Source organism: Ruegeria sp. AB10, assembly GCF_056542745.1.
The window spans coordinates 419590-444408 of record NZ_JBQGAI010000001.1; the positions used below are offsets into that span (position 1 = coordinate 419590).

At 60.6% G+C, this 24819-nt stretch carries 24 protein-coding genes; 12 read left to right on the forward strand and 12 right to left on the reverse strand.

Translation table 11 applies throughout. From position 1 onward, the window contains the following. Window positions 1-69: 69 nt before the first annotated feature. Window positions 70-798, forward strand: a complete 729-nt coding sequence (locus tag ACR0NT_RS02075) for a c-type cytochrome (RefSeq protein WP_170671103.1) — start codon at window positions 70-72, stop codon at window positions 796-798. Here ACR0NT_RS02075 and ACR0NT_RS02080 read toward each other — a convergent pair. Beyond that, window positions 792-2744 (reverse strand): 4Fe-4S binding protein, encoded by a 1953-nt coding sequence (locus ACR0NT_RS02080; protein ID WP_170671101.1) that lies wholly within the window; start codon window positions 2742-2744, stop codon window positions 792-794. The two genes, ACR0NT_RS02075 and ACR0NT_RS02080, sit on opposite strands and share 7 nt — an antisense overlap. Before the next feature lie 231 nt (window positions 2745-2975). On the opposite strand from ACR0NT_RS02080, the gene ACR0NT_RS02085 reads away from it, so the two are divergent. From ACR0NT_RS02085 to ACR0NT_RS02130, 10 genes are all read left to right on the forward strand, one after another. Continuing rightward, the gene (locus ACR0NT_RS02085) at window positions 2976-3530 is read left to right on the forward strand and encodes a DUF3305 domain-containing protein (RefSeq protein WP_170671098.1); all 555 of its coding nucleotides are present in this window, start codon (window positions 2976-2978) and stop codon (window positions 3528-3530) included. Next, window positions 3527-4087 carry a DUF3306 domain-containing protein gene (locus tag ACR0NT_RS02090; RefSeq protein WP_170671096.1) on the forward strand — a complete coding sequence of 187 codons (561 nt, stop codon included), beginning with the start codon at window positions 3527-3529 and terminating at the stop codon, window positions 4085-4087. The genes ACR0NT_RS02085 and ACR0NT_RS02090 overlap by 4 nt, the downstream gene beginning before the upstream one ends. A 4-nt stretch (window positions 4088-4091) precedes the next feature. Then, window positions 4092-4700 (forward strand): molecular chaperone TorD family protein, encoded by a 609-nt coding sequence (locus ACR0NT_RS02095; RefSeq protein WP_170671094.1) that lies wholly within the window; start codon window positions 4092-4094, stop codon window positions 4698-4700. A 57-nt stretch (window positions 4701-4757) separates the two neighbouring features. Further along, window positions 4758-4946 (forward strand): ubiquinol-cytochrome c reductase iron-sulfur subunit N-terminal domain-containing protein, encoded by a 189-nt coding sequence (locus tag ACR0NT_RS02100; RefSeq protein WP_039535039.1) that lies wholly within the window; start codon window positions 4758-4760, stop codon window positions 4944-4946. Window positions 4947-5075: 129 nt separating this feature from the next. After that, window positions 5076-7970: a formate dehydrogenase subunit alpha gene (locus tag ACR0NT_RS02105; protein ID WP_170671092.1), complete on the forward strand. Its 2895-nt coding sequence runs from the start codon at window positions 5076-5078 to the stop codon at window positions 7968-7970. Between the two features lie 11 nt (window positions 7971-7981). Further along, a complete protein-coding gene (gene fdh3B, locus ACR0NT_RS02110) occupies window positions 7982-8575 on the forward strand; it encodes a formate dehydrogenase FDH3 subunit beta (protein WP_170324620.1) in 594 nt (197 codons plus the stop codon). A 69-nt stretch (window positions 8576-8644) separates the two neighbouring features. Beyond that, entirely contained in the window at window positions 8645-9847 is a 1203-nt protein-coding gene (locus ACR0NT_RS02115) for a formate dehydrogenase subunit gamma (protein WP_170671090.1), read from the forward strand. After that, window positions 9848-11125, forward strand: coding sequence for a c-type cytochrome (locus ACR0NT_RS02120; RefSeq protein ID WP_170671088.1), 1278 nt, complete (start codon window positions 9848-9850; stop codon window positions 11123-11125). Next, on the forward strand, window positions 11122-11247 hold the full coding sequence (locus ACR0NT_RS02125) for a hypothetical protein (RefSeq protein WP_480442560.1): 126 nt from the start codon (window positions 11122-11124) through the stop codon (window positions 11245-11247). The genes ACR0NT_RS02120 and ACR0NT_RS02125 overlap by 4 nt, the downstream gene beginning before the upstream one ends. Beyond that, complete coding sequence (locus ACR0NT_RS02130) at window positions 11248-12120, forward strand: helix-turn-helix transcriptional regulator (RefSeq protein ID WP_170671086.1); 873 nt, start codon at window positions 11248-11250, stop codon at window positions 12118-12120. Between the two features lie 65 nt (window positions 12121-12185). Here the strand turns inward: ACR0NT_RS02130 and ACR0NT_RS02135 are convergent, their stop codons facing one another. The 9 genes from ACR0NT_RS02135 to ACR0NT_RS02175 all read right to left on the reverse strand — a co-directional run bounded on the left by ACR0NT_RS02135 (window position 12186) and on the right by ACR0NT_RS02175 (window position 21077). After that, window positions 12186-13001, reverse strand: a complete 816-nt coding sequence (locus ACR0NT_RS02135) for a substrate-binding domain-containing protein (protein WP_170671084.1) — start codon at window positions 12999-13001, stop codon at window positions 12186-12188. Window positions 13002-13022: 21 nt separating this feature from the next. Then, complete coding sequence (locus ACR0NT_RS02140) at window positions 13023-13757, reverse strand: ATP-binding cassette domain-containing protein (protein WP_170441997.1); 735 nt, start codon at window positions 13755-13757, stop codon at window positions 13023-13025. Further along, window positions 13750-14463 (reverse strand): ABC transporter permease, encoded by a 714-nt coding sequence (locus tag ACR0NT_RS02145; RefSeq protein ID WP_170441995.1) that lies wholly within the window; start codon window positions 14461-14463, stop codon window positions 13750-13752. The genes ACR0NT_RS02140 and ACR0NT_RS02145 overlap by 8 nt, the downstream gene beginning before the upstream one ends. Before the next feature lie 153 nt (window positions 14464-14616). Continuing rightward, window positions 14617-15606: an ABC transporter substrate-binding protein gene (locus ACR0NT_RS02150; protein WP_170441991.1), complete on the reverse strand. Its 990-nt coding sequence runs from the start codon at window positions 15604-15606 to the stop codon at window positions 14617-14619. Window positions 15607-15661: 55 nt separating this feature from the next. Continuing rightward, entirely contained in the window at window positions 15662-16507 is an 846-nt protein-coding gene (locus ACR0NT_RS02155; RefSeq protein ID WP_170671082.1) for an ABC transporter permease, read from the reverse strand. Then, a complete protein-coding gene (locus tag ACR0NT_RS02160; protein ID WP_480442563.1) occupies window positions 16504-17436 on the reverse strand; it encodes an ABC transporter permease in 933 nt (310 codons plus the stop codon). The genes ACR0NT_RS02155 and ACR0NT_RS02160 overlap by 4 nt, the downstream gene beginning before the upstream one ends. Then, a complete protein-coding gene (locus ACR0NT_RS02165; RefSeq protein ID WP_170671080.1) occupies window positions 17429-18223 on the reverse strand; it encodes an ABC transporter ATP-binding protein in 795 nt (264 codons plus the stop codon). The genes ACR0NT_RS02160 and ACR0NT_RS02165 overlap by 8 nt, the downstream gene beginning before the upstream one ends. Before the next feature lie 56 nt (window positions 18224-18279). Continuing rightward, a complete protein-coding gene (hydA, locus tag ACR0NT_RS02170) occupies window positions 18280-19734 on the reverse strand; it encodes a dihydropyrimidinase (RefSeq protein ID WP_170671078.1) in 1455 nt (484 codons plus the stop codon). 92 nt (window positions 19735-19826) lie between these two features. Then, window positions 19827-21077, reverse strand: a complete 1251-nt coding sequence (locus ACR0NT_RS02175) for a Zn-dependent hydrolase (protein WP_170671076.1) — start codon at window positions 21075-21077, stop codon at window positions 19827-19829. Window positions 21078-21248: 171 nt separating this feature from the next. Between ACR0NT_RS02175 and ACR0NT_RS02180 the strand changes: the two genes are divergently transcribed. Further along, window positions 21249-21857, forward strand: a complete 609-nt coding sequence (locus tag ACR0NT_RS02180; protein ID WP_170441974.1) for a TetR family transcriptional regulator C-terminal domain-containing protein — start codon at window positions 21249-21251, stop codon at window positions 21855-21857. Between the two features lie 45 nt (window positions 21858-21902). Here ACR0NT_RS02180 and preA read toward each other — a convergent pair whose 3' ends face one another. Continuing rightward, window positions 21903-23207: an NAD-dependent dihydropyrimidine dehydrogenase subunit PreA gene (gene preA / locus ACR0NT_RS02185; RefSeq protein WP_170441971.1), complete on the reverse strand. Its 1305-nt coding sequence runs from the start codon at window positions 23205-23207 to the stop codon at window positions 21903-21905. 45 nt (window positions 23208-23252) lie between these two features. After that, a complete protein-coding gene (locus tag ACR0NT_RS02190; RefSeq protein WP_170441968.1) occupies window positions 23253-24587 on the reverse strand; it encodes an NAD(P)-dependent oxidoreductase in 1335 nt (444 codons plus the stop codon). Window positions 24588-24819 lie beyond the last annotated feature (232 nt).

Here is a 24819-nt window from a genome sequence, read left to right on the forward strand (position 1 = left end):
TTCATTGCATGTGTCTCCGTCTCATTCAGTTCATTTGACGCAATCGGGGCCGGGTCGTTAGGTTGGGCCATGCGCTTTGTCCTCTTGTGCCTGAGCCTGACGCTCTCTGCCACCCCCACTTGGTCGCAGGAGACGCTGGGCCTTGCGGCCCCAGCCGAGATTACAGACTCTGGTCTGTTGCAACATATCCTTCCGCGCTTCTCTCTCAAGACCGGGATACGCGTTATTGCGGATGATGCGGGCGTTTTGGTGCTGGAAACCGCGCCGCCCGGCGATCCCGTCTTTACCCGCAACGGGGTTGTTTATCACCTGCGGGTCGGAGAAGGCGCCAGACACGAACGGTTCCGCGACTGGCTGCTGTCCGATATCGGCAAGAACACGGTTGAGAGCTTTACCCCGGAACAAGGCCCACCTTTCTCTGCCCGTTTCGAGGTCACAACAACGCAAACCGACACGGTGATTGATGGCGACACCGCCCGTGGCGAAGAGCTGTCGATGACCCATTGCGGGCGCTGCCACGTGATCGGGCCAAAGAACCGCATGAACGGGTTGGGCTCGACACCCTCGTTCGCCGTGTTGCGGGCGATGCCGGATTGGTCGGAACGGTTCGAGGCCTTCTTTGCGTTGAACCCTCATCCCGCCTTCACCCAGATTGACGGGGTGACCCCACCTTTCGACCCCGCGCGCCCCTCGCCCATTCATCCGGTCGAGATGACCGTGGAAGAATTGGACGCCATTCTGGCTTTTGTCTCGGTCATCAAGGCGGCCAATCTGGGTGCGCCACTACAGCTTCAGTGATCCCTTCGTTTTGAGAAATAGTCCTCGGTCGTAACCACCTTGGGCTTGGGATTGGATTGGAACGGGTTGTCCTGCAGTTGAAACTGCGCGTTCACACGGCAATTGTCGCACATCTGGATCATCCGGGCCTTGTCCGACGTGGCAAACATCGGATGTGTGCCCGCGAGTTTCTCCATGATCCGCTCGACCGTGGATTTCACGCCGAACAGCGCGCCGCATTCGACACAGGCGAACGGTTCCTCTTCGTTCAGCACCTGCTGCGACAGGGCTGTATCGCCGAGGTCAAGCTGCGGAACCAGCGTAATCGCGTTCTCGGGACAAATACCCCTACACAGCCCACATTGCAGGCAAGCATCCTGCTGAAAGTTCAACTGCGGCTTGTCCGGGTTATCAACCAAAGCGCCCGACGGGCAGAGCGACACGCAGCTGAGGCACAGCGTACAGGCATCCGTATCCACCGCTACGGCCCCATAGGGCGCGTTCTCGGGCAAGGGCAACGGAGATTCTGCCTGCGGGTTCAGCGCCTGTGCCGACAGCCGGGCGATTTGTCTGCGGTTGCCCAACGGCAGTACCGGATCGGCCAGAGGTGCCGGGACATCCTGCGCGTATAGCAGATCCGCCATCACGTCCGGGTCAGCCTCATCCATCAGCCCCACCTTGCCCGGCCCACCAATCGCCTGCGCCAGTGCCAGTTCCCGGACCAGTGCGTCGCGTTCGGTGGTCGGAGCCAGCAGCACATCGACCCGGGCAAAGCCGTGCGCCAGAGCGGCCAACATCTCGGCATGGCCAAAGCCCGAGATCACGTTCAATTCCAACGGAATGACATCTGCAGGAAGGCCGCGACCGAACCGGGCGGCCAGTCGGATCATCTCGGCCCCGTGGGCGTCATGCACCAACAGCCGGGGCGCACTGCCCCCCGCACGCCGATAGGTGCGCGCCAGAATGTGCATCCGAGACAACAGGGCTGAGACCGGCGGGTCTTCGTAGGTGATCGCAGTCGACGGGCACACCGCCGCGCATTCTCCACACCCGGCGCAGATCATCGGGTCAATGGTCACATGCTCGCCCGCCGGGGTGATCGCGCCCGTCGGACAGATATCCAGACAATTGGTGCAGGCCACCTGTTCGGCGCGGGAATGAGCGCAGAGCGTTTCTTCCATCCGCACGTAGAGCGGTTTTTCGAAGGTCCCGACCAGTTGCACCGCTTCAAAGGCCAGACGTTCCACGGCGACCGCATCCTTGGGATCGGCGCGCAAGTACCCCTCGCGCTTGGCCGGAGCCTGCACAATCGGTGTTCCCCCGGTCAGGTCGATCACGATATCACAGGCTGATTTGGCCCCGTCGCGCGGCGTGGACCAAGCAAAAGCGCCGCGCCCGCCTGGCTCGATTTGCTGCAAACCATCCAGGCGCAGCGAGAACCCTCCGAGCGCGCCGGTCAAAGAGCGTACCCGCCCGCGCACCACATCAAAGGCCCGAGAGATCGGCTTGGCATCATCGGTGACCAGCACCGTAACCGCAAGCGAGATCGCCAGACGCTCGGCCAGTTCGAAACACGGCTCACCTGGTCCAATGATGAAACAGGTGCCCTCGCTGAACACGTCGACGCTGGGTGTGATCGGCTGCGGTAACATCGCCTCAGCAGCCAAAGCGGCCATCTTGGGCGCGGCATCCGCCCCCTGGTCGGACCAACCAGCACGGTCGCGCAGATCCACAAAGCCCGGCGTTTCTATATTCAGCTCTTCGGCAAGCGCGCTGAACACCTCCTGCTCTTGCCCGCAGGCGATCACGGTGTCCCCCTCCCGCATCAACGAAGCCGCGGCCTCCAACTCAGAGGTACACAGGGCCGAATGAACCCGCGAACACGCCGTACCGCAGGCGGATGCAATTTTCTCGGCATCCAGTTCCTGCGTCCCCGCGCAGTCGCATAACAGAAATTTTGTGCCCATGGCCTCCCCTCCCCGACGTCCTTCCCTTGTTGGGTTCAGATTAGGGTGTCTGCAAAAAGTGGCAATCCCTGCAAGTCAAACTACCTGCGTACGGGGCCGGTGAAATGGCTTGGCCCCATAAACAAATGGTGATCGCGTTCTTTGGGAACAGTTCACACTTGGCACAAAGCCAGATTGTGTACCATAGTGGACGCAATGGAAGGCAGGGGAGAGCTTTCCGGGGAGGACTAAGTGGCGAAGGCCGCAAGCCAGATTGAAATGCCAATCGGCGTCATCGTGCGCAAAACACCCGGTGTAACCCGCTGGGCGAAGTGGAACTGGCGCGCTGTTGCCGTGTTGCCCGGTGCCGGGCCTGCCGACTGGCAGGAACTGCGCCGCGAGGGTGAAGCTGTGGAGTATCACGCCGCCACCCTTCCCCTGACCTTGTGGGCCGATGAGACCGAAGCCTACATGGTCAACCTCTCAGACGGTCAGCCCTCGATCTACCTGGTTCTGCGCGACGCGCTGGATGGCGAACGGCCGATGGATGCGGTGCTGGTCACGGCGTCTCCGTTCGAGGGGCAGGATTATGCGGATACCGGTGAAGAGATCGTCGAAAAAATTCCGATGACCGAAGGGCTGATCGCATGGGTTCGGGATTTTGCTTTGAAACACCACCGCGATGAGGTTTTCGTCAAACGCCGCCGCGACAAGAAGCGCACCGATCTGGTCGAGGACGGCAAGGGCGATGCCCGTATCCGTCAGGCCTCGGACGTCTACCGCGCGCCGCGGAGGATCGTGCAATGACACAAGCCCGCGATTTCTGGTCCCGCCGCAAAGCCGCTGTTCAAGCCGAAGCCGAGGCCGAAGTTATCGCTGCCGAAGAACAGGCCGTCGCCGCGCAGCGGGCCGAGCTGGACGAAAAGTCGGACGCCGAGATACTGGCCGAGTTCGACCTGCCCGATCCCGATCAGTTGCAAGCCGGGGATGATGTCTCGGGCTTTATGGCCAAGGCGGTGCCCGACCGTCTGCGCCGGCGTGCACTGCGGCGTTTGTGGCGGCTGAATCCGGTGTTGGCCAATGTGGACGGGCTGGTCGATTACGGTGAGGATTATACCGACGCCGCCTGCGTGATTGAAAACATCCCCACCGCCTATCAGGTCGGCAAGGGCATGTTGGCCCATATCGAGGCGCTGGCGGCAGAAGCCGAAGAGATCGAGCCAGAACCCGTCACTGAGGAACCAGAGCCAGAGGCGGTGGATGAGCCAATGCCTGAACCGGTTATCATGGCAGAGGTGGAAGACCCCGAAGAGGTTGACCTGCCCCCCACCCCGCGCCGCATGAAATTTGAGTTTGAAGGATAACCACATGACCGCAAGCGAAGCGCAAAAAATGGATGTCTCAACCGAGGATCGCCTGCGTGCGGATTTCTACAATTTTCTCGGGTTGCTGCTGGCAGCTCCGCCGGATCAGATGCTGTTGAACCAGGTCGCCGGTCTGACCGGGGACGACACCGATCTGGGTCAGGCCATTCGGGCCATGGCGCGGGTGGCCAAGGTGACCAAACCCGCTGCGGCGGAACGGGAGTTCAACGCTTTGTTCATCGGGCTGGGCCGTGGAGAGTTGCTGCCCTATGCCAGTTTCTACCTGACTGGGTTCCTGAACGAAAAACCCTTGGCCCAGTTGCGCAACGACATGGCCGCCCGTGGCATCACGCGGGCGCAGAACGTCTATGAGCCCGAAGACAACATCGCCTCGTTGATGGAGATGATGGCGGGCATGATCGTCGGCCGCTTTGGGGCACCTGCCTCTTTGCAAGATCAGAAAGCGTTCTGGAGCAAACATATCGGCCCTTGGGCCGCACATTTCTATTCAGATTTGGAAGCCGCCGAGAACTCGGTTCTCTATGCGTCCGTCGGCACCGCCGGTCGGGTGTTCATGGAGATCGAGCGCGAGGCGTTCCGAATGACGGCGTAACCCGCCACTCGCCGGTGCCCCTTGGGCATCAAACCGCAATTGGGACAGGAGGAGCCCATGAGCAAGACCAAGGAAGAAGGCGCAACCCGCCGCGACTTCCTCAAACTGGCCGGAACCGCAGCGCCTGCTGCCGTCGCCGCTGCCAGCCTGACCGGGAAAGCCGAAGCAGCCGAGCTGCCGACGGATGAAACCCGGATGCAGGATACTGCGCATACCCGCGCATACATAGAAAGCACGCGCTTCTAGCACGACGAAAGCACCCGGTTCTAATCGGACGTTTTCACCACCCGACTGACGGTTGCGATTGGCCCTGACGTCGGTTTTTCGAAGTACCAAGCCAGCCGTGGCTAACACGGCGCGCAAGGGAGGAAAGAAATGCTTAGGAAAAAGACCAACGGGGTTGCGAGACGCCCCCAGCGGACAAGTATCCTGTCCCAGGTCGGCGAGAAAACCGTCGATCGCCGCGCATTCCTGCGTGGCTCGGGCCTGACGATCGGCGGCCTTGCCGCGATCAGCGCCACGGGTGGAACCGTGACGCCAGCCAGCGCCCAGACAGCGGCCAATCAGGCCGTCGAAAATATCAAATCCGTATGCACCCACTGCTCGGTCGGCTGTACCGTCGTTGCCGAAGTGCAGAACGGCGTCTGGGTCGGGCAGGAACCCGGCTGGGACAGCCCGTTCAACCTGGGTGCGCACTGCGCCAAGGGGGCCTCGGTCCGCGAACACGCCCATGGTGAGCGCCGTCTGAAGTACCCGATGAAAAAGGAAGGCGGAGAGTGGAAGCGCATCAGCTGGGAACAGGCGATCGACGAGATCGGCGATGGCATGATGAATATCCGTCAGGAATCCGGGCCGGACAGCGTGTACTGGCTGGGTTCTGCGAAACACAATAACGAACAGGCCTATCTGTTCCGCAAGTTCGCCGCCTACTGGGGCACGAACAACGTGGATCATCAGGCCCGTATCTGCCACTCGACCACTGTTGCGGGCGTTGCGAACACATGGGGCTACGGCGCCATGACCAATTCGTACAACGACATGCACAACAGCCGGGCCATCTTTATCATCGGTGGCAACCCGGCCGAGGCGCACCCCGTCTCGCTGTTGCATATCCTGCGTGCGAAAGAGCAGAACAACGCCCCTCTGATCGTCTGCGACCCGCGCTTTACGCGCACCGCGGCCCATGCGGATGAATATGTCCGTTTCCGCCCCGGCACTGACGTCGCGCTGATCTGGGGTATCCTGTGGCACATCTTCGACAATGGTTGGGAAGACAAAGAGTTCATCCGCACCCGTGTCTGGGGTATGGACCAGATCCGCGAAGAGGTTGCCAAGTGGAACCCGGATGAGGTTGAGCGCGTCACCGGTACGCCCGGCTCGCAACTGCGCCGCGTTGCCCGCACGATGGCCAACAACCGTCCCGGCACGGTGATCTGGTGCATGGGTGGCACGCAACACACCAACGGCAACAACAACACCCGCGCCTACTGCGTGCTTCAGCTTGCGCTTGGCAACATGGGCACCTCGGGTGGCGGCACCAACATCTTCCGCGGCCATGACAACGTGCAGGGCGCGACGGACCTTGGTGTTTTGTCCCACACCCTGCCCGGCTATTACGGCCTGTCCAAAGGGGCATGGGGCCACTGGGGCCGTGTCTGGGGCGAAGACTCCGAATGGCTGGCCGGTCAGTTCGCCACGATCAAGGACAAGGACGGCAAGGACAAGTCGCTGCAGAACGAGCGCGGCATCCCGGTCTCGCGCTGGATCGACGGTGTTCTGGAAGACCCGGCCAACATGGATCAGGACAACAACGTCCGCGCCATGGTTCTGTGGGGTCACGCTCCGAACTCGCAAACGCGGGGCCCGGAGATGAAGACCGCGATGGAGAAGCTGGACATGCTGGTCGTGATTGACCCGTATCCCACCGTCTCGGCCGTACTGCATGACCGCACCGATGGCGTCTACCTGTTGCCCGCCTGTACGCAGTTCGAAACCCGTGGCTCGGTCACGGCGTCGAACCGTTCGCTGCAGTGGCGTGACAAGGTGGTCGACCCGCTGTTCGAAAGCCTGCCGGACGAGGTCATCATGGCCAAGTTCGCCAACAAATTCGGCTGGGCGGATCGGCTCTTCCGCAACATCGAAATGGACGACCCGGAAACCCCAAATGTTGAAAGCATCACGCGTGAGTTCAACAAGGGCCTCTGGACCATCGGCTATACCGGTCAGTCGCCGGAACGTCTGAAAAGCCATATGGCCAACCAACACACGTTCGACAGAACCACGCTGCAAGCCATTGGTGGACCAAACGACGGTGAGTACTACGGCCTGCCCTGGCCCTGCTGGGGAACGCCTGAGATGGGTCATACGGGGACACCAAACCTCTATGACATGTCCAAACCGGTGGCCGAAGGCGGCCTGACCTTCCGCGCCCGTTTCGGTGTGGAGCGCGATGGCGACAATCTGCTGGCCGAAGGGGTCTATAGCGCCGGGTCGGAAATTCAGGATGGTTATCCCGAATTCACGATGCAGATGCTGATGGACCTTGGTTGGGACGGCGATCTGACGGCCGAGGAACGCGCGGCCATCGACGCCGTTGCGGGTCCAGAGACCAACTGGAAAACCGACCTGTCGGGCGGCATACAGCGGGTCGCGATCGAGCATGGCTGCGCGCCCTTCGGGAACGCAAAGGCACGCGCGGTCGTCTGGACCTTCCCGGATCCGATCCCGCTGCATCGCGAGCCGCTTTATACCAACCGGCGCGATCTGGTGGAGGATTATCCAACCTACGAGGACCGTCAGGCTTATCGCCTGCCCACCCTTTATGCCTCGATCCAGAAGAACGACTTTTCAAAGGATTACCCGATAATCCTCACGTCTGGTCGTCTGGTCGAATATGAAGGTGGAGGCGAGGAAACCCGGTCGAACCCGTGGCTGGCCGAGCTGCAGCAGGACATGTTCGTCGAGATCAACCCGCGCGATGCCAACAACCTTGGTATCCGTGACGGGCAACAGGTCTGGGTCGAAGGTCCCGAAGGCGGCAAGGTCAAGGTGATGGCGATGCTGACCAACAGGGTCGGTGCCGGCGTGGCCTTCATGCCATTCCACTTCGGCGGCCATTTCCAGGGTGAAGACCTGCGGCACAAATACCCCGCAGGCGCCGATCCTTATGTCTTGGGTGAAAGTTCCAACACCGCCCAGACCTATGGCTACGATTCAGTGACCCAGATGCAGGAGACCAAAGCGACTCTCTGCAAAATCTCGGCAGCGTAAGGAGGACGATAATGGCTAGAGCAAAGTTTCTCTGCGACGCTGAACGCTGCATCGAGTGCAACGCCTGCGTCACCGCGTGCAAGAACGAGCACGAGGTCCCATGGGGCATCAACCGCCGCAGGGTAGTGACGATCAATGACGGCAACCCGGGCGAACGCTCGATATCGGTGGCCTGTATGCATTGTTCGGATGCGCCCTGCATGGCGGTGTGCCCGGTCGACTGCTTCTATCAGAACGAAGAAGGGGTCGTCCTGCACTCCAAGGACCTGTGCATCGGCTGCGGCTATTGCTTCTATGCGTGCCCGTTCGGCGCGCCGCAATACCCGCAGGCTGGCAACTTCGGATCGCGCGGCAAGATGGACAAATGTACCTTCTGCGCCGGCGGCCCCGAGGAAACGCACTCGACCGCAGAGTTCGCCAAATACGGTCGCAACCGGATCGCCGAGGGCAAACTGCCCCTCTGCGCCGAGATGTGTTCCACCAAGGCCCTGCTTGCCGGTGACGGCGACGTGGTCTCGGCCATCTACCGCGAGCGTGTCGTCGCGCGCGGGTTTGGCTCGGGCGCGTGGGGTTGGGGCACGGCCTACGACCAAAAAGACGGCTGATCCGTCTGCATGAAAACAGGTGACCCGCCTAGGTGGGTCGCCTGCTTTGGAATTTTGACCGAGGTTCAGATGTTCCGCTTATTCATCGCATTCCTGTTCGCCCTGGGGTTAACCGGCGCCGCCTTGGCGCAGTCCACCGAGGCCGAAGCCACGACCGAAGAACGCGCCCAAACCGGCGGAGCGACCACACTTGAGGATATTCTTGCCCGACAACGCGGGGAGAATGTGGACAACAGCTATCGCTCGGACAACACCGGACAGGGCAATGCCGAAGGGTTGTTGGGTCAGTTGGGGACACGCGGCGTTGCCTCGGACAGCGACGTTTATCGCGCGATACGATATGGCTCGGCGGACACCACCGTTTCCTCCAAAGGCCCCGCAGCGGGCGTTCTGATCCAAGACGGCGGCATGTGGTGGCTGAACTTCCGCACCGGGCCGCTGCGCGAATATGGCACTTACATCTTGGGCGGGATGGTCGCCATCATCGTTCTGTTCTTCCTGATCCGCGGGAAAATCCGCATTGACGGAGAAAAAACCGGCCGCACTGTCACCCGTTTCAGCGGCTTTGAACGTTTCGGCCATTGGCTGTTCGCCGGGTCTTTTCTGGTGCTGGGGGTAACAGGGCTGTTGACCCTCTATGGCCGTGATTTCCTGATCCCGATTTTCGGAAAAGAAGGGTTTGCGACCATCGCGCAGGGCTGCAAGTGGCTGCACAACAACCTCGCCTGGTCCTTCATCCTGGGGCTGATCATCGTCACCGTGAACTGGATCGCCCACAACTTCCCGAACCGCACCGACCTGAAATGGCTGGCTGCCGGAGGGGGGCTGTTCACCAAAGGCAGCCACCCGCCCGCCAAGAAATTCAACGCGGGCCAAAAGGTGATCTTCTGGGCCTGCATCCTGCTGGGCGTGTCAATCAGCCTGTCGGGCCTGTCCCTGCTGTTCCCGTTTGAGCTGCCTATGTTTGCCAAGACTTTCGAGGTCGCAAACGCCACGGGCATTCCACAGATGCTGGGTTTGAACCTGCCGACGCAAATGTCACCGCAGGAGGAAATGCAATACGCCCAAGTCTGGCACGTGATGGTCGCCTATGTGTTCATCGCCATCATCATCGCCCATATTTACCTCGGCTCGGTCGGGATGGAAGGCGCCCTCGATGCAATGGGATCGGGTGAGGTCGAAGAGCAATGGGCGCGCGAACATCACTCGCTGTGGCTGGAAGAGGTTCAGGAAAAAGAGGCCGGCAAGGCTGCGGCCTCTCCCGCTGAATAGATGCGCCGGCTGGTTCTGGCGCTGGCGCTGGTTCCCCTGCCCGCTTTGGCCGAGTTCTTCACGCTCAAAGGTCACGGCGGGCCGATCATGGGGATCGCCGCTGCGCCCGACGGGCGGATTGCGACGGCCAGTTTCGACAATTCGGTTGGCCTGTGGTCGGACCGCAAGCCGGAATGGCTGCAAGGGCACGAGGCCGCCGTCAACTCTGTCACCTTCAACGGACGCGCAATCTATTCGGCAGGGGATGATTTCACCCTGCGCCGATGGCCGGGCGGAGAGGTAGTCGGTCAGCACAAGGGCAAAATCGTGGGACTTGCGGCCTCGAAAACCCATGTGGCCACCGCCAGCTGGGACGGCACCATCGGACTGTGGCCCGAAGATGGCTCGGCCCCGCAAGTGCTTGAAGCGGGCAGCGGCGTGAACGCGGTGACGTTTTCCCCGGATGGCGCCGCGTTGTATTCGGCGGGCATGGACGGAACGTTGCGGGTTTGGGATGTGGCCAGCGGGCAGGAAGCCCGACGACTGGTCGAACACGGCTTCGGCATCAACGAACTGGTTCTGAACGCCTCCGACAACTGGATCGCCTATGGCGCGGTGGATGGCGTCACGCGCATTCTGAATCTGGCCACCGGCGAGGTGCGCGACTTTACCCTCGACCGCCGCCCGATTCTGGCGTTGGCGCTGAACCCGGATCGTAACCTGTTGGCAGTAGGCGATGGTCAGGGGTACATCATGGTGATCGACACCGTCGAATGGCGTATCGCACAGGATTTCCGCGCCACCCTGCGCGGGCCCGTCTGGGCATTGGCCTTTTCCGCCGACGGCCAGAATCTCCACGCTGGCGGCCTTGATGAGGCGATGTACAGCTGGCCCGTCACCACGCTTGGCGATCAGGCGCAGATGGCCGCCGCCGAACCCAGCTTTCTGAAGAACCCCGACGAGATGAGCAACGGAGAACGCCAGTTCGCCCGCAAATGCTCGATCTGCCATAGCCTGACGCCCGACGGGCAACGGCGCGCGGGCCCGACCCTGTTTGGTATCTTTGGACGCAAGGCGGGTACATTGCCGGGATATTTCTACTCGGACACGCTGCAAGACTCTGATATCGTTTGGAATGACGAAACGATAAATGCTCTTTTCGATCAGGGGCCTGACCACTACATTCCGGGATCAAAGATGCCAATGCAGCGGATCACACAGGCCCAAGACCGCGACGACATGATCGCCTTTCTACGCCGTGCGACAGCACCGGAAAACGAAACCGGAGGAGACCAATGAAAGCCTTTCTTGCCGCTGTGGCCGCAATGGTCGTTATCACTGTTGCGGCACCCTTCACATTGCAACAGATCGGGTTCAGCGCTGCGGATGCGGGCTCTGGTTCGGCGGTGCGGCTCGACTGAATGTCCGAATACCTGACGACCAAAGAGCTGGCCGACCTGCTACGCATTGGCGAGCGCAAGGCCTATGACCTAGCTTCCTCAGGCGAAGTTCCCTGCGTGCGTGCCATGGGCAAGCTGTTGTTTCCCCGGGCCGAGGTCATCGCGTGGCTGAACGCCTCTCGTACGGGGCCACAGGTGGCGGAACCACCCCTGCCCCCGATTGTCGCCGGCAGCCACGATCCGCTGCTGGACTGGGCCTTGCGCGAAAGCGGCTCGGGTCTGGCTACCTACTATGACGGTTCGTTCGATGGTCTGAATCGCCTGAAGGATCGCAGTGCGCAAGCCGCTGCGTTGCATATTCACGAAGACGATGGGTTCAACACGCAGGCCCTTCACGACAAGCTGGGCGAGGCGCCGGTTGTCCTGTACGAAATCGCACAAAGGCGGCGCGGGCTCCTGCTGGCCCCCGGTATCACCGGTATTTTTGGCTTTGCCGACTTGAAAGGCCGGCGGGTGATCCTGCGTCAGGACAGCGCCGCCAGCCAACGGCTGTTCGACATGCAACTCGAAGCCCACGACCTGACGCGCGAGGATCTGGACACCCTGCCCACCTGCGCCCGCACCGAGGAAGAACTGGCCATTGCCTTGCATGACAGCAAGGCCGAGGCCGGGTTCGGATTGGGCGCTTTGGCGGGGCTTTATGATTTGGGTTTTGCCCCAACCCATTCCGAACGCCTGGACCTAGCAATCTGGCGTCGGGCCTATTTCGATGACCCAATGCTCAAACTGCTTGGATTCGTGCAATCGGACCGTTTTGCCACCCGCGCCGCCGAATTCGGAGGTTATGATCTGTCCGGTCTGGGCACGATCCACCACAACGGTGCAAGTGGCTGATATTCAATCAAACTCCTTCATCTTTTCAAAAATACTCTCGCCGAAGGCATTGGCCGCAGGCCAATTCAGTCCGCGTTGGGAAAGAACAGCTGCTGGCCTTCCAGCTTGTAGGACTCAATCGCCGCCTGCCCGTCGGGCCCAATTAGCCAATCGACGAACCTTTGCCCCGCAGCAGCCCGCACACGCGGATGTTTTTCGGGGTTCACAAGGATGACGCCGTATTGGTTGAACAAACGCGGATCGCCTTCGACCAGAACCTCGAGACTATCTTTATTTCCAAAGGACTGCCACGTGGCGCGATCGGTCAACACATAGGCCCCCATCCCGCTGGCCACGTTCAGCGTTGCCCCCATACCTGATCCCGTTTCACGATACCACTCGCCGGACGCCGTGGTTGGATCGGCACTTGCGGCGCCCCACAGGCGCATCTCGGCCTTATGGGTGCCACTGTCATCCCCGCGCGAGGCAAACGGCACTTCGGCCTCGGCCACGGCGCTCAGGGCCGCTACGATATCCGCACCGCCCTTAATTTTGGCCGGGTCCGATTTCGGCCCGACCAGTACAAAATCGTTATACATTACGTCAAACCGCTCAACGCCCCAACCATCCGCGACGAACTGCTCTTCGGCGTCCTTGGCGTGCACCAGCAACACGTCACCATCTCCGTTGATCGCATTGCGGATCGCCTGTCCGGTGCCGACCGCAACGACACGTACGTCGATGCCCGTCTCGGCCTCGAACCCGGGAAGGATGTAATCCAACAGGCCCGAGTTCTGGGTTGATGTGGTCGATTGCACGACGATGAACGGCTCTTCGGCGCTGACCGACGTTGCCGTCAAGCCAAGAGTAATCAATGCTGCCCGAACAATATTCCGGATCATTTCGATCTCCGTATTTTTTGATTAAGTCACCAGCCCACCGGCCAAATACCGACGCGAGGCATCACTTTCGGGGGCATCCAGTATCTGTTTGGCGGCCCCATGTTCAACCACATGGCCACCCTGCATCATCACGATATCGGCGGCCAACCGCCGAGCCTGCCCGATATCATGCGTGACCATGACGATGCGCACTCCACGGGTCGAGGCGCGCAGGATCATCCGTTCGATCATCTGCGTCGCGCCTGGGTCCAGCGCGCTGGTGGGTTCGTCCAGAAACAGCGTTTCGGGGTCCAACGCGAGCGCGCGCAGGATGGCCAGCCGTTGTGCTTCGCCGCCGGACAGGGACCGCGCGGATTGCCGGGCCTTGCCGTCCAGCCCGCCTTCGGCCAGCAGCTCCTCGATACGGGCTTTGCGGGTGCTGCGGGGCAGACCCTGCCGCTTCAGCACAAAGTCCAGATTGGCCGCGACCGACCGGCGCAGCAGCACGGGCTGCTGAAACACCATCGCCTGCCGTGCCTTGTGTTCGGCGTTCAGGACCACCCCGTCCTGCCGGACCTGCCCGCGATCGGGCATGATCAGCCCGTGCAGACAGCGCAGCAGCAGGCTCTTGCCCGAGCCATTCGGCCCAAGGATCAAGCTTGGCCCCGGCCCATCGAGCGCGAGATGCCGCACATCCAGCAATGCCTTGCCCTTGCGGGTGATCCGCACCCCATCCACCGACAGGCAGCTTGCCATTTCATGGACCAGATCACGCATGTCGTAACCCCTCCTGCTCGGCCCGCAGGCTGAGCGTGCTGACCATGGCGTTCACGGCCACGGCGATGCCGATCAGGATAGCCCCAAGCGCCAAGGCCAGCGCCAGATTTCCCTTTGACGTCTCAAGCGCGATGGTCGTCGTCATCACCCGGGTCACGTGGTTGATATTGCCGCCAACAATGATCACGGCCCCAACCTCGGCAATTGCCCTGCCAAACCCGGCCAGCAACGCGGTCACCAACGCCAGCCGCGCGTCCCACAGCAGCACCGGCACCGAAGCCAGCCGCGACACACCCAGTGACCGCAGCTGTTCCGAGTATTCCTCGGCCAGCATCTCGACCACTTGACGGGTCAGCGCCGCAACAATGGGTGTGACCAGCACGACCTGCGCGATGATCATCGCCGTCGGTGTATAGAGCAATTCAAGAACACCCAACGGCCCCGAGCGCGACAGCATCAGATAGACCAGCAGCCCCACAACAACCGGTGGGAACCCCATCAGGGCGTTCATCAGCACGATCACGGCCCGCCGCCCCGGAAACCGTGCAACCGCGAGCGCGGCCCCGACCGGCATCCCGATCACAGCGGAAATCAGAACGGCGAAGATGGAGACTTTCAGGGACAACAGCACAATTGCCCACAGCTCTGCATCCCCTTGAAGGATCAGAGATAAGGCTGAACTGAATTCTGATGCAAATCCCTGCATTTTCTTCCTGATGATCGGCATTTCGTATGAAATGCGCCTGGTTACAGGATAATACTAACTTGACGGCGCACCAAGTACAGACACGTTTCCGACATTTGCAAAAGAAAACGCGGCCCCGAATGGGACCGCGCGTGTTCAAGGATTGCGAAGGGATCAGTTCAGAGCCGCATCCGTGATCTGATGCGTCCAGGCGCCTTCGGGCTGTTTGGTGATCACCGGATCAGACCCACCAGCCAGCAGAGTCCCAACCGTGCGTTCAAAATCCGCCGGGTCCAGCGCGCCGTTCGAACCGGCGGTCAACTTGGCGATTTCACCCATCATGCGCTTCTGATGCTCTTCGGTCTGGGCACCGGTGGCATCGTTCTCCAGCACGATATCTGCCGCCTCGTCCGGGTTTTCCTCCGCGTATTTCCAGCCTTTCATCGAGGCACGGACGAAACGCTCCATCTTATCGGTGAAGGCCGCATCGCTGAGATTTTCTTCCAGAACGTACAGGCCGTCTTCCAGCGTGGCGACGCCCTGATCTTCGTACTTGAAGGTCACCAGTTCATCGGGGTTTACGCCTGCGTCGATGACCTGCCAGTATTCGTTATAGGTCATGGTGCTGATGCAATCGGCCTGACGCTGCAGCAGAGGATCGACGTTGAAGCCTTGCTTCAGAACCTCGACGCCGCTTTCGCTCTTGCCACCGGTGTCGATGCCCAGCTGGCTCATCCAGCTCATGAACGGGAATTCGTTGCCAAAGAACCAGACACCCAGCGTGCGGTTTTTCAGATCCTCGGGCGAGGAGATTCCGGCATCCTTCCAGCAGGTCAGCATCATGCCCGAGCTTTTGAACGGCTGCGCGATGTTCACCAGCGGCAGACCCTTTTCCCGCGCGGCCAGTGCGGCAGGCATCCATTCGACGGTCACGTCGGCACCGCCACCCGCGATCACCTGCGTCGGGGCAATGTCCGGGCCGCCGGGCAGAATGGTGACGTCCAGCCCCTCTTCCTCGTAGAACCCCTTATCCTTGGCCACGTAATAGCCCGCGAACTGCGCCTGGGTGACCCATTTCAGCTGCAATGTCACCTCATCCGCCGCCAGCGCCGCGCTGGCTGCGAGGCTGAAGGCGGCAACCGCCCCGCTGAGTAGCTTGTTCATCTTCATATCTCCTAGTTGCTGTTGCTGCCCCTTTCCGGGGTCTGTTGAAATCTTGTTATCCGCGTTGCGACGGGTGCCAGAATGTCACCGCCTTTTCGATCATGGCGACAACCCCGTAGAATGCCGTCCCGGCCAATGCGGCCACGACGATCTCGGCCCAGACCATATCCAGCGAGAGTTGCCCGACGCTGGTCGAGATCCGGAACCCCATGCCCAGGGTCGGCGAACCAAAGAACTCGGCCACGATAGCGCCGATCAGCGCCAGAGTGGTAGAAATCTTTAGGCCGTTGAAAATAAACGGCATCGCCGCTGGCAAGCGCAATTTCAGGAAGCTCTGCCAGTATGTCGCCGCATAGGTCTCCATCAGGTCGCGTTGCATGGCCGTAGCCTCTCGCAAACCGGCCACGGTGTTTACCAGCATCGGGAAGAACACCATCACCACGACAACGGCCGCCTTGGAGTGCCAGTCGAACCCGAACCACATCACCAAAATGGGCGCGGTGCCCACAATCGGCAGCGCCGCCACGAAGTTCCCGACCGGCAACAGACCAAGGCGCAGGAAATCCCAGCGGTCCACCGCGATCGCCATCAGAAAGGCCGACCCGCAGCCGATGATATAGCCGCTCAGCGCGCCCTTGATGATGGTCTGCACGAAATCGGCCCACAGGACCGGCAGGCTGCCGCCAAAGCGCACCGCAATCACTGAGGGTGCCGGCAGGATGACCAAGGGCACTTCGAGGCCCCGCACCACCAGCTCCCAGATGCCAATCACGGTCAGGCCAAACACCAGCGGCGCCACAAACCGCACCATCCGGGTATCGGCATAAGGACCGCTGGCCAGACGCCCGTTCAGCCACCAGCCAAACAGCCACAGAAGGATTGCACAGAAAACAAGGATCATTGCGCCATCCCCATCCGCTTGAGCACCGTCCGTTCCACCAATCCCAGCAACCCGACTAGGCAGGCCGCCAGAATGGCTGCGGCAAACAAGGCCGACCAGATTTGCACCGTCTGGCCGTAATAGCTGCCCGCAAGCAGGCGCGCGCCCAGACCAGCGACCGCCCCTGTCGGCAATTCGCCGACAATGGCCCCAACGAGGGACGCCGCGATACCGATCTTCAGCGAGGTGAACAGATACGGCATCGACGCAGGCAAGCGCAGCTTCCAGAACCCCTGAGACCGGCTGGCATTGTAGGTCCGCAACAGATCCAGCTGCATAGCGTCCGGGCTGCGCAGGCCTTTGACCATGCCAACGACGACCGGGAAAAAGCTGAGATAGGCCGAAATGATTGCCTTTGGTATAATCCCTTGAATCCCCACCGAATACAGCACCACGATGATCATCGGCGCCAGCGCGATGATCGGAATGGTCTGGCTGACAATGGCCCAGGGCATGACCGACAGGTCCATGACACGGCTGTGAACGATCCCAACGGCCAGCAAAATGCCCAGCCCGGTGCCAATCGCAAAGCCCAGCATCGTCGCGCTGAGTGTTACCCAAGAGTGATAGATCAACGACCTCTTTGAGGTAATCTTCTTCTCAACCGTTGTGTCCCACAACTCCTCGGCCACCTGATGCGGAGCAGGCAGACGCGGTCGCTCCTGCTCCCATGTTTCGTCGATGGCGTAAGGGTTGTCGATGACCAGCTCAATCTCGCTCATGTCGCGCCGGTCCACCGCCTTGGGCGGATCGACCTGCTCGCCTGCCCGTTCGAATTCGTTCAGAACGCCTTTGATGTTCATTGGCACGCTGGCGGCGTACCAGAACAGAATAATGACGCCGACAACAGTCAGGACCGCGCAAACAGCTCTGATACTGGCACTAGTCATCCGAATGCCCCGCCCGTAGGCCCTCGCGCACGCGATGGGCGATTTCGATGAACTCCGGGGTGTCACGGATATCCAAGGGCCGCTCTTTCGGAAGAGGACTGTCGATCACGTCTGTAATCCGCCCGGGTCGAGGGCTCATCACCACGATCTTGGTGCTCAGATACACCGCCTCGGGGATCGAGTGGGTGACGAAGCCTATGGTCTTGCCCGTCCGCGCCCACAACGCCAAAAGCTGTTCGTTCAGGTGATCGCGCACGATTTCGTCCAGAGCGCCGAAGGGTTCGTCCATCAACAGTATATCGGCATCGAACGCCAGCGCCCGCGCAATGCTGGCGCGCTGTTGCATCCCGCCCGACAGCTGCCATGGAAATTTGCCACCAAACCCCGAAAGATCAACGAGTTCCAGAACCTTGCTTACGCGTTCTTCCTGCTCGGCAGACGAATAGCCCATGATCTCAAGCGGCAGCTTGATGTTCTTGGCAATGGTGCGCCACGGATACAATCCCGCGGCCTGAAACACATAGCCATAGGCCCGTTTCCGCCGCGCCTCGTCCGGGGTCATGCCGTTGACGGTCAGAGCTCCTGCGGTCGGCTTTTCCAGCGCCGCGATACAACGCAGAAAGGTGGTCTTGCCGCACCCCGAGGGGCCGATGAAGCTGACGAACTCGCCTTTGTCGATGGTCAGGTTCACGTCTTTCAGCGCGTGAACCGGCCCATCATTGGTTTGGAAAGTAAGGTCCAGTTGCCTTGCCTCGATCACGGGCTGGGTAGTGCTTTCAGTGTTCATTCCATTGCCTTGAAAAGGTTTGGCTTTGGGCCGCCCTGATGACGACCCGCGCACAATCAGACGCCCGTCGCCGGGATACCCGTCCGCTCGACCGGCCGCGGTGCGGTCAGCTCTTTCCAGGTGCTCAGCGCTTTGTTCACGTGACCGTTAGGTTCGCGCGCGACAAACTCGCCATGCCCTTCCTGAGTGCGAATTTCACCGTCATGCACCGCCACCTGGCCGCGTGTCAGGGTAAAGCGCGGCAGACCTTTGACCTCTTTACCCTCGAACACGTTGTAATCGATCGAGGATTGCTGCGTGTCGGTGCTGATCGTTTTGGTCTTTTCGGGGTCCCAAACCACGATATCCGCATCCGCGCCCACAAGGATCGCGCCTTTTTTCGGATAGCAATTCATGATCTTGGCGATGTTGGTCGACGTCACCGCAACGAACTCGTTCATCGTCAACCGTCCGGTGTTCACCCCATGCGTCCACAGCATCGGCATCCGATCTTCCAAACCGCCGGTGCCATTCGGAATCTTGGTGAAATCCCCCACGCCATAGCGCTTCTGCTCGGTCGTAAAGGCACAATGATCGGTCGCCACTACGCTCAGAGTACCCGAGTGCAGACCGTTCCACAGACTGTCCTGGTGCTGCTTGTTCCGGAACGGAGGGCTCATGACCCGCCGCGCCGCGTGATCCCAATCCTGGTGGAAATACTCGCTCTCATCCAGCGTCAGATGCTGGATCAGAGGCTCTCCCCACACCCGTTTGCCGTTCATCTTGGCCCGGCGAATGGCCTCATGTGCCTCTTCACAGGAGGTATGCACAACGTACAGCGGCACACCGGCCATATCGGCAATCATGATGGCGCGGTTGGTGGCCTCACCTTCCACCTGCGGCGGACGCGAATAGGCATGCGCTTCGGGGCCGGTGTTGCCTTCGGCCATCAGCTTGGCCTGCAGCTCGGCGACGACGTCGCCATTCTCGGCATGGACCATGGCAATGCCGCCCAGCTCTGCCAGGCGCTTGAACGAGGCGAAAAGCTCGTCATCGTTCACCATCAATGCGCCTTTGTAGGCCATGAAGTGCTTGAACGTGTTGATGCCGCGTGTCTCGATCACCGTCTTGATGTCGTCGAACACCTGCTCGCCCCACCATGTCACTGCCATGTGGAAGGAGTAGTCGCAATTCGCCCGCGTTGATTTGTTGTCCCAGCGTTTCAGCGCGTCCAACAGGCCCTCACCGGGGTTCGGCAGCGCGAAATCCACCACCATCGTGGTGCCCCCAGCCAATGCCGCGCGCGTGCCGCTTTCGAAATCATCGCTGGAGTAAGTACCCATGAACGGCATTTCCAGATGGGTATGCGGGTCGATCCCGCCTGGCATGACAAAACAGCCCGTCGCGTCCAGCTCCTTGTCCCCTTTCAGGTCCATTCCGATCTCGGTGATCACCCCGCCTTCGACCATCACATCCGCCTTGTAAGACAAATCAGCGGTCACGACGGTCCCGTTCTTGATAACAGTGCTCATTTTAATCTCCCTGTTGCGGTCTGCGCCGCTTGCTTCATCTGTCCAAAAATATCCCGGGGGAGTCGCCCTGTGGGCGACGGGGGCAGCGCCCCCTATTCCACGATTTCCGCCGTCTCGACGACCGCATGAAACAGAACATCCGCCCCGGCCGCAGCCCATTCCTTGCTGATCTCCTCGGCCTCGTTGTGGCTCAGCCCGTCCACACACGGACACATGACCATTGCGGTGGGTGCCACGCGGTTGATCCAGCACGCATCATGCCCCGCGCCCGAAATGATGTCGGTATGCGAATAGCCCAGCCGCTCGGCCGCATCCCGCACGGCTGCCACGCAGCCATCGTCGAATTGCACAGGATCAAAACCGCCGACCTTCTCGAATTCGATCTGCAGGCCCATTTCTTCGACAATACCCTCTGCCGCGGCACGCAAGCGGTTTTCCATATCCGTGATCACGTTCAGATCAGGTGAACGGAAATCGACCGTGAACACCACCTTGCCCGGGATCACGTTGCGCGAGTTCGGATAGACATCGATATGCCCCGCCGCACCCACAGCATGAGGCGCATGAGACCACGCGATCTCATCCACTTTCTCAAGAATCCGCGCCATCGCCAGACCCGCATTCTTGCGCATCGGCATTGGGGTCGAGCCGGTATGGGCGTCCTTGCCCGTCACCGTAACTTGCGTCCAGCTCAGGCCCTGGCCGTGGGTGACGACGCCAATATCCTTGCCCTCGGCCTCAAGGATCGGCCCCTGTTCAATGTGCAATTCAAAGAAAGCGTGCATCTTGCGGGCGCCGACCTCTTCGTCACCCCGCCAGCCGATGCGCTGTAACTCGTCGCCGAATTTCTTGCCCTCGGCATCCTCGCGGTCATAGGCCCAATCCTGCGTGTGAACCCCTGCAAAAACACCCGAAGACAACATCGCCGGCGCATAGCGCGTGCCCTCTTCGTTGGTCCAATTCGTGGCCACAATCGGATGTTTGGTCTTGATGCCCAGATCGTTCAGAGTGCGGAGAATTTCCAAACCGCCCAGAACGCCCAACACACCATCATACTTTCCGCCCGTCGGCTGCGTGTCCAGATGCGAGCCGACATAGACCGGCAACGCCGCGGGGTCGGCGCCCTCGCGGCTGGCAAACATGTTACCCATCTGGTCCAAACCCATGGTACAGCCCGCATCTTCACACCATTTCTGAAACAGGGCGCGCCCCTCGGCATCCTCATCCGTCAGGGTCTGGCGATTGTTGCCACCTGCCACACCGGGGCCGATCCTGGCCATCTCCATCAGACTGTCCCACAACCTGTCGCCATTGATCCTGAGGTTCTGCGCCGGAGCTGCCATTTTCTACTTCCCTGTTGCTTGCGATTTGGCTCGCTTTTGGTGTCTTGATTTGACCATCTGGTCAAACTCACGCTATCACGGGTTGGTCATCAGTCAAGAAATTGCGAGACGCCGTCAATAATTTTGGCATAAACGGCGCCTGCTTGCCGGAAAAAGAGACGACCTGAAAACATGCCCAAAGACCGCGCACCAACCAGAATTCAGAAAAAGAACCGAGCGGCGATTCTGGACGCCGCCCTGAATGTGTTTTCGGCCCACGGGTTTCGCGGCTCGACCGTCGACCAGATCGCAACCGAAGCCGGGCTGAGCAAACCGAACCTGCTGTATTACTTTCCATCGAAAGAGGCGATTCACACCGCCCTGCTGTCCGGCTTGCTGGATGTCTGGCTTGCCCCGCTGCACGATCTGGATGAGAACGGCGATCCGATGCAGGAAATCCTTTCCTACATCCACCGCAAGCTGCAGATGAGCCGCGAATTGCCGCGCGAAAGCCGCCTGTTTGCCAATGAGCTGGTTCAGGGCGCGCCGCGCATTCACGAAGCGCTGTCGCAGGATCTGAAACAGTTGGTGGATGAGAAAACCGCGATTCTGAAACAATGGATGGACGATGGCAAAATCGCGCAGGTTCACCCCTATCACCTGATCTTTTCGATCTGGGCGCTGACGCAACACTATGCGGATTTTGATGTTCAGGTAAGGGCCATTCTGGGTGATGAGGATCCCTATGATGGCGCAGAGCCGTTTATCGACACGCTTTATCGAAAATTGCTGACACCATAGAAAAAGGGGCCGTTTATCGGCCCCTTCTTGTTCTTACCAGCCGTGTTACTCGGCGGCCTTCACCATCGGATTGTTCGGATGTGTCGTCCAGTTGGCATAGTCGGGCTGCACCTCCAAACCGGTGCGCGGATCGACCTCTCCGGCCGCCATCGGCACCATCGAAATGCATCCATCCACCGGACAGACATCCACGCACAGATTGCAGGCGACGCATTCGTCATCCATGACCTCGAACACCCGATCCTCGGACATCGAGATCGCCTGATGGCTGGTGTCCTCGCAGGCGGCGTAGCAACGACCGCATTTGATGCACTGGTCCTGATCGATCTTGGCCTTGGCCACATAGTTCAGGTTCAGATATTGCCAGTCGGTCACGTTCGGAACGGCCAGACCGACGATTTCCGAGACATCCTTGTAGCCCTTTTCATCCATCCACTTGGACAGGCCCGCGGTCAGCTCGTCGATGATCTTGAACCCATAGGTCATGGCCGCGGTGCAGACCTGAACGGTGCCGCAGCCCAAGGCCATGAACTCTGCCGCATCGCGCCAAGTGGTCACTCCGCCGATGCCCGAGATCGGCAGCCCGTGCGTGGCCTGCGCCCGTGCGATTTCGGATACCATCGACAGCGCGATCGGCTTCACCGCCGGGCCGCAATAGCCACCGTGGCTGCCCTTACCGTCAATCGACGGCTCGGGGCTGAACGTATCCAGATTGACACTGGTGATCGAGTTGATGGTGTTGATCAGCGACACCGCATCCGCACCGCCGTTCCTGGCAGCTTCGGCAGGCTTACGGATATCGGTGATGTTCGGCGTCAGCTTCACGATAACCGGGCGGTCATAGTATTTCTTACACCAGCGGGTGACCATCTCGATATATTCCGGCACCTGCCCCACGGCCGAGCCCATGCCGCGCTCGCTCATCCCATGTGGGCAGCCGAAGTTCAGCTCGATCCCGTCCGCGCCGGTCTCGGCCACGCGCGGCAGGATGGCTTTCCACGCCTCCTCCTCACACGGGACCATGATCGAGGCGATCAGCGCGCGGTCCGGATAGTCGGCCTTGACCCGCGCCATCTCCTCAAGGTTCACCTCAAGCGGGCGGTCGGTGATCAGTTCGATGTTGTTCAGGCCCAGCAACCGGCGATCAGCACCATAGATCGCGCCATAGCGCGGGCCGTTCACGTTCACGACCGGAGGCCCCTCGGCCCCCAGCGTCTTCCACACAACACCGCCCCATCCGGCCTCGAAGGCGCGGCGGACGTTATATTCCTTGTCGGTCGGCGGCGCCGAGGCCAGCCAGTACGGGTTCGGGCTTTCGATACCCAGAAAGTTCGTTTTCAAATCAGCCATTTATCCGGCCTCCCTGATGCAGTTCAGCATCTTTGTCTTTGAGTTTTACGCAGTCAGGCTCGCGTGGATATCCATCGCGGCGTCACGGCCTTCGGCCACGGCAGTCACGGTCAGGTCTTCGCCCCCAGCGGCGCAGTCCCCCCCAGCCCAGACACCGGCCAGCGAGGTACGGCCAGCCTCAGTCACCGCGATCTTGTTGCCGTCCAGCTTCAGCCCCTCGGGCGCGCCGTCCAGTTTCTGACCAATCGCCTTGAGGACCTGATCCGCAGGCAGGCGGATCATCTCTCCAGTGCCCGAAAGCTGACCGTTGTCGCTGGAAGTATACTCCAATTCGATCTCAGCCGCCGCCCCGTTTCCGTGCACGGCCACAGGCTGCACATTGGTCATGATTTTCACACCATGCGAGGACGCCAGATCCTGCTCGTACCGGCTGGCGCCCATCGCGTCGCGGCCTCGCCGATAGGCGATGGTCACGTGCTCGGCGCCCAGCAGTTTCGATTTCACCGCCGCGTCCACGGCGGTCATGCCGCCACCGATGACGACGACATTGCGACCCACCGGCAGATCCGCCAGATCGGATGCCTGACGCACGTCCGAGATAAAGTCGACGGCAAAGCGCACGCCGTCCTTATCGGCACCTTCTGCGCGCAAGGCATTCACCCCAGCCAGACCGATGGACAAGAAAACAGCGTCGTAGTTTTCGACCAGCCCGTCCAGCGAGACGTTCTCACCCAGCACCGAACCGGTCTCAATCGTGATGCCGCCAATGTTCAGCAGCCAATCCACCTCGGCCTGCGCAAAGTCATTGGTCGATTTATAGGCGGCGATGCCGTATTCATTCAGACCGCCGGGCTTGGGTTTGCTTTCGTGGATCACCACGTCATGCCCAAACATCGCCAGACGATGCGCGCAGGCCAGACCCGCAGGCCCTGCCCCGATCACGGCAACGGTTTTGCCGGTCGGCGCGGCACGCTCGAACGGGTGCCCCCCTGAAGCCATAACACTGTCCGTCGCATAGCGCTGCAAGCGACCGATCTCGACCGGGGCGCCCTCAGCGGTTTCACGCACGCAGGCTTCTTCGCACAGTGTCTCGGTCGGACACACGCGAGCGCACATGCCGCCCAAGATATTCTGCGCCAGAATAGTCTCACCCGCCGCCTCGGGTTGCCCGGCCTGAATCTGACGCATGAACAACGGAATATCGATATCCGTCGGACAGGCCGCCACACATGGCGCGTCATAGCAGAAATAGCACCGATCCGCGGCCACGGCGGCCTCATGCGCAGCCAAAGGCGGATGAAGATCGGTAAAATTCGAGGTCAGCTCATCGCTGGAAAGCCGCCCGGAGACAATGCCGGGGGCAATCTGGCCCTGTGCCATCGCTCTACTCCCTGTAGATATGTTTGTTATGCTCTCAGCTTGCCACAATCTGATTTTTTATCAATTGGTAAAATTTACAAAATCGTCAAAAACCGCAAAAACGGGCTGGATTCCCCCGATTTCCCGAGCAAAACCGCCTGTTTCTCTTGCATGCCGAAAACGCGCAACACATGAGATGTGCCGATCCGGCCTCTGGTTGCATGGAAACAAAAGATTTCCGGCATCTGGTTTT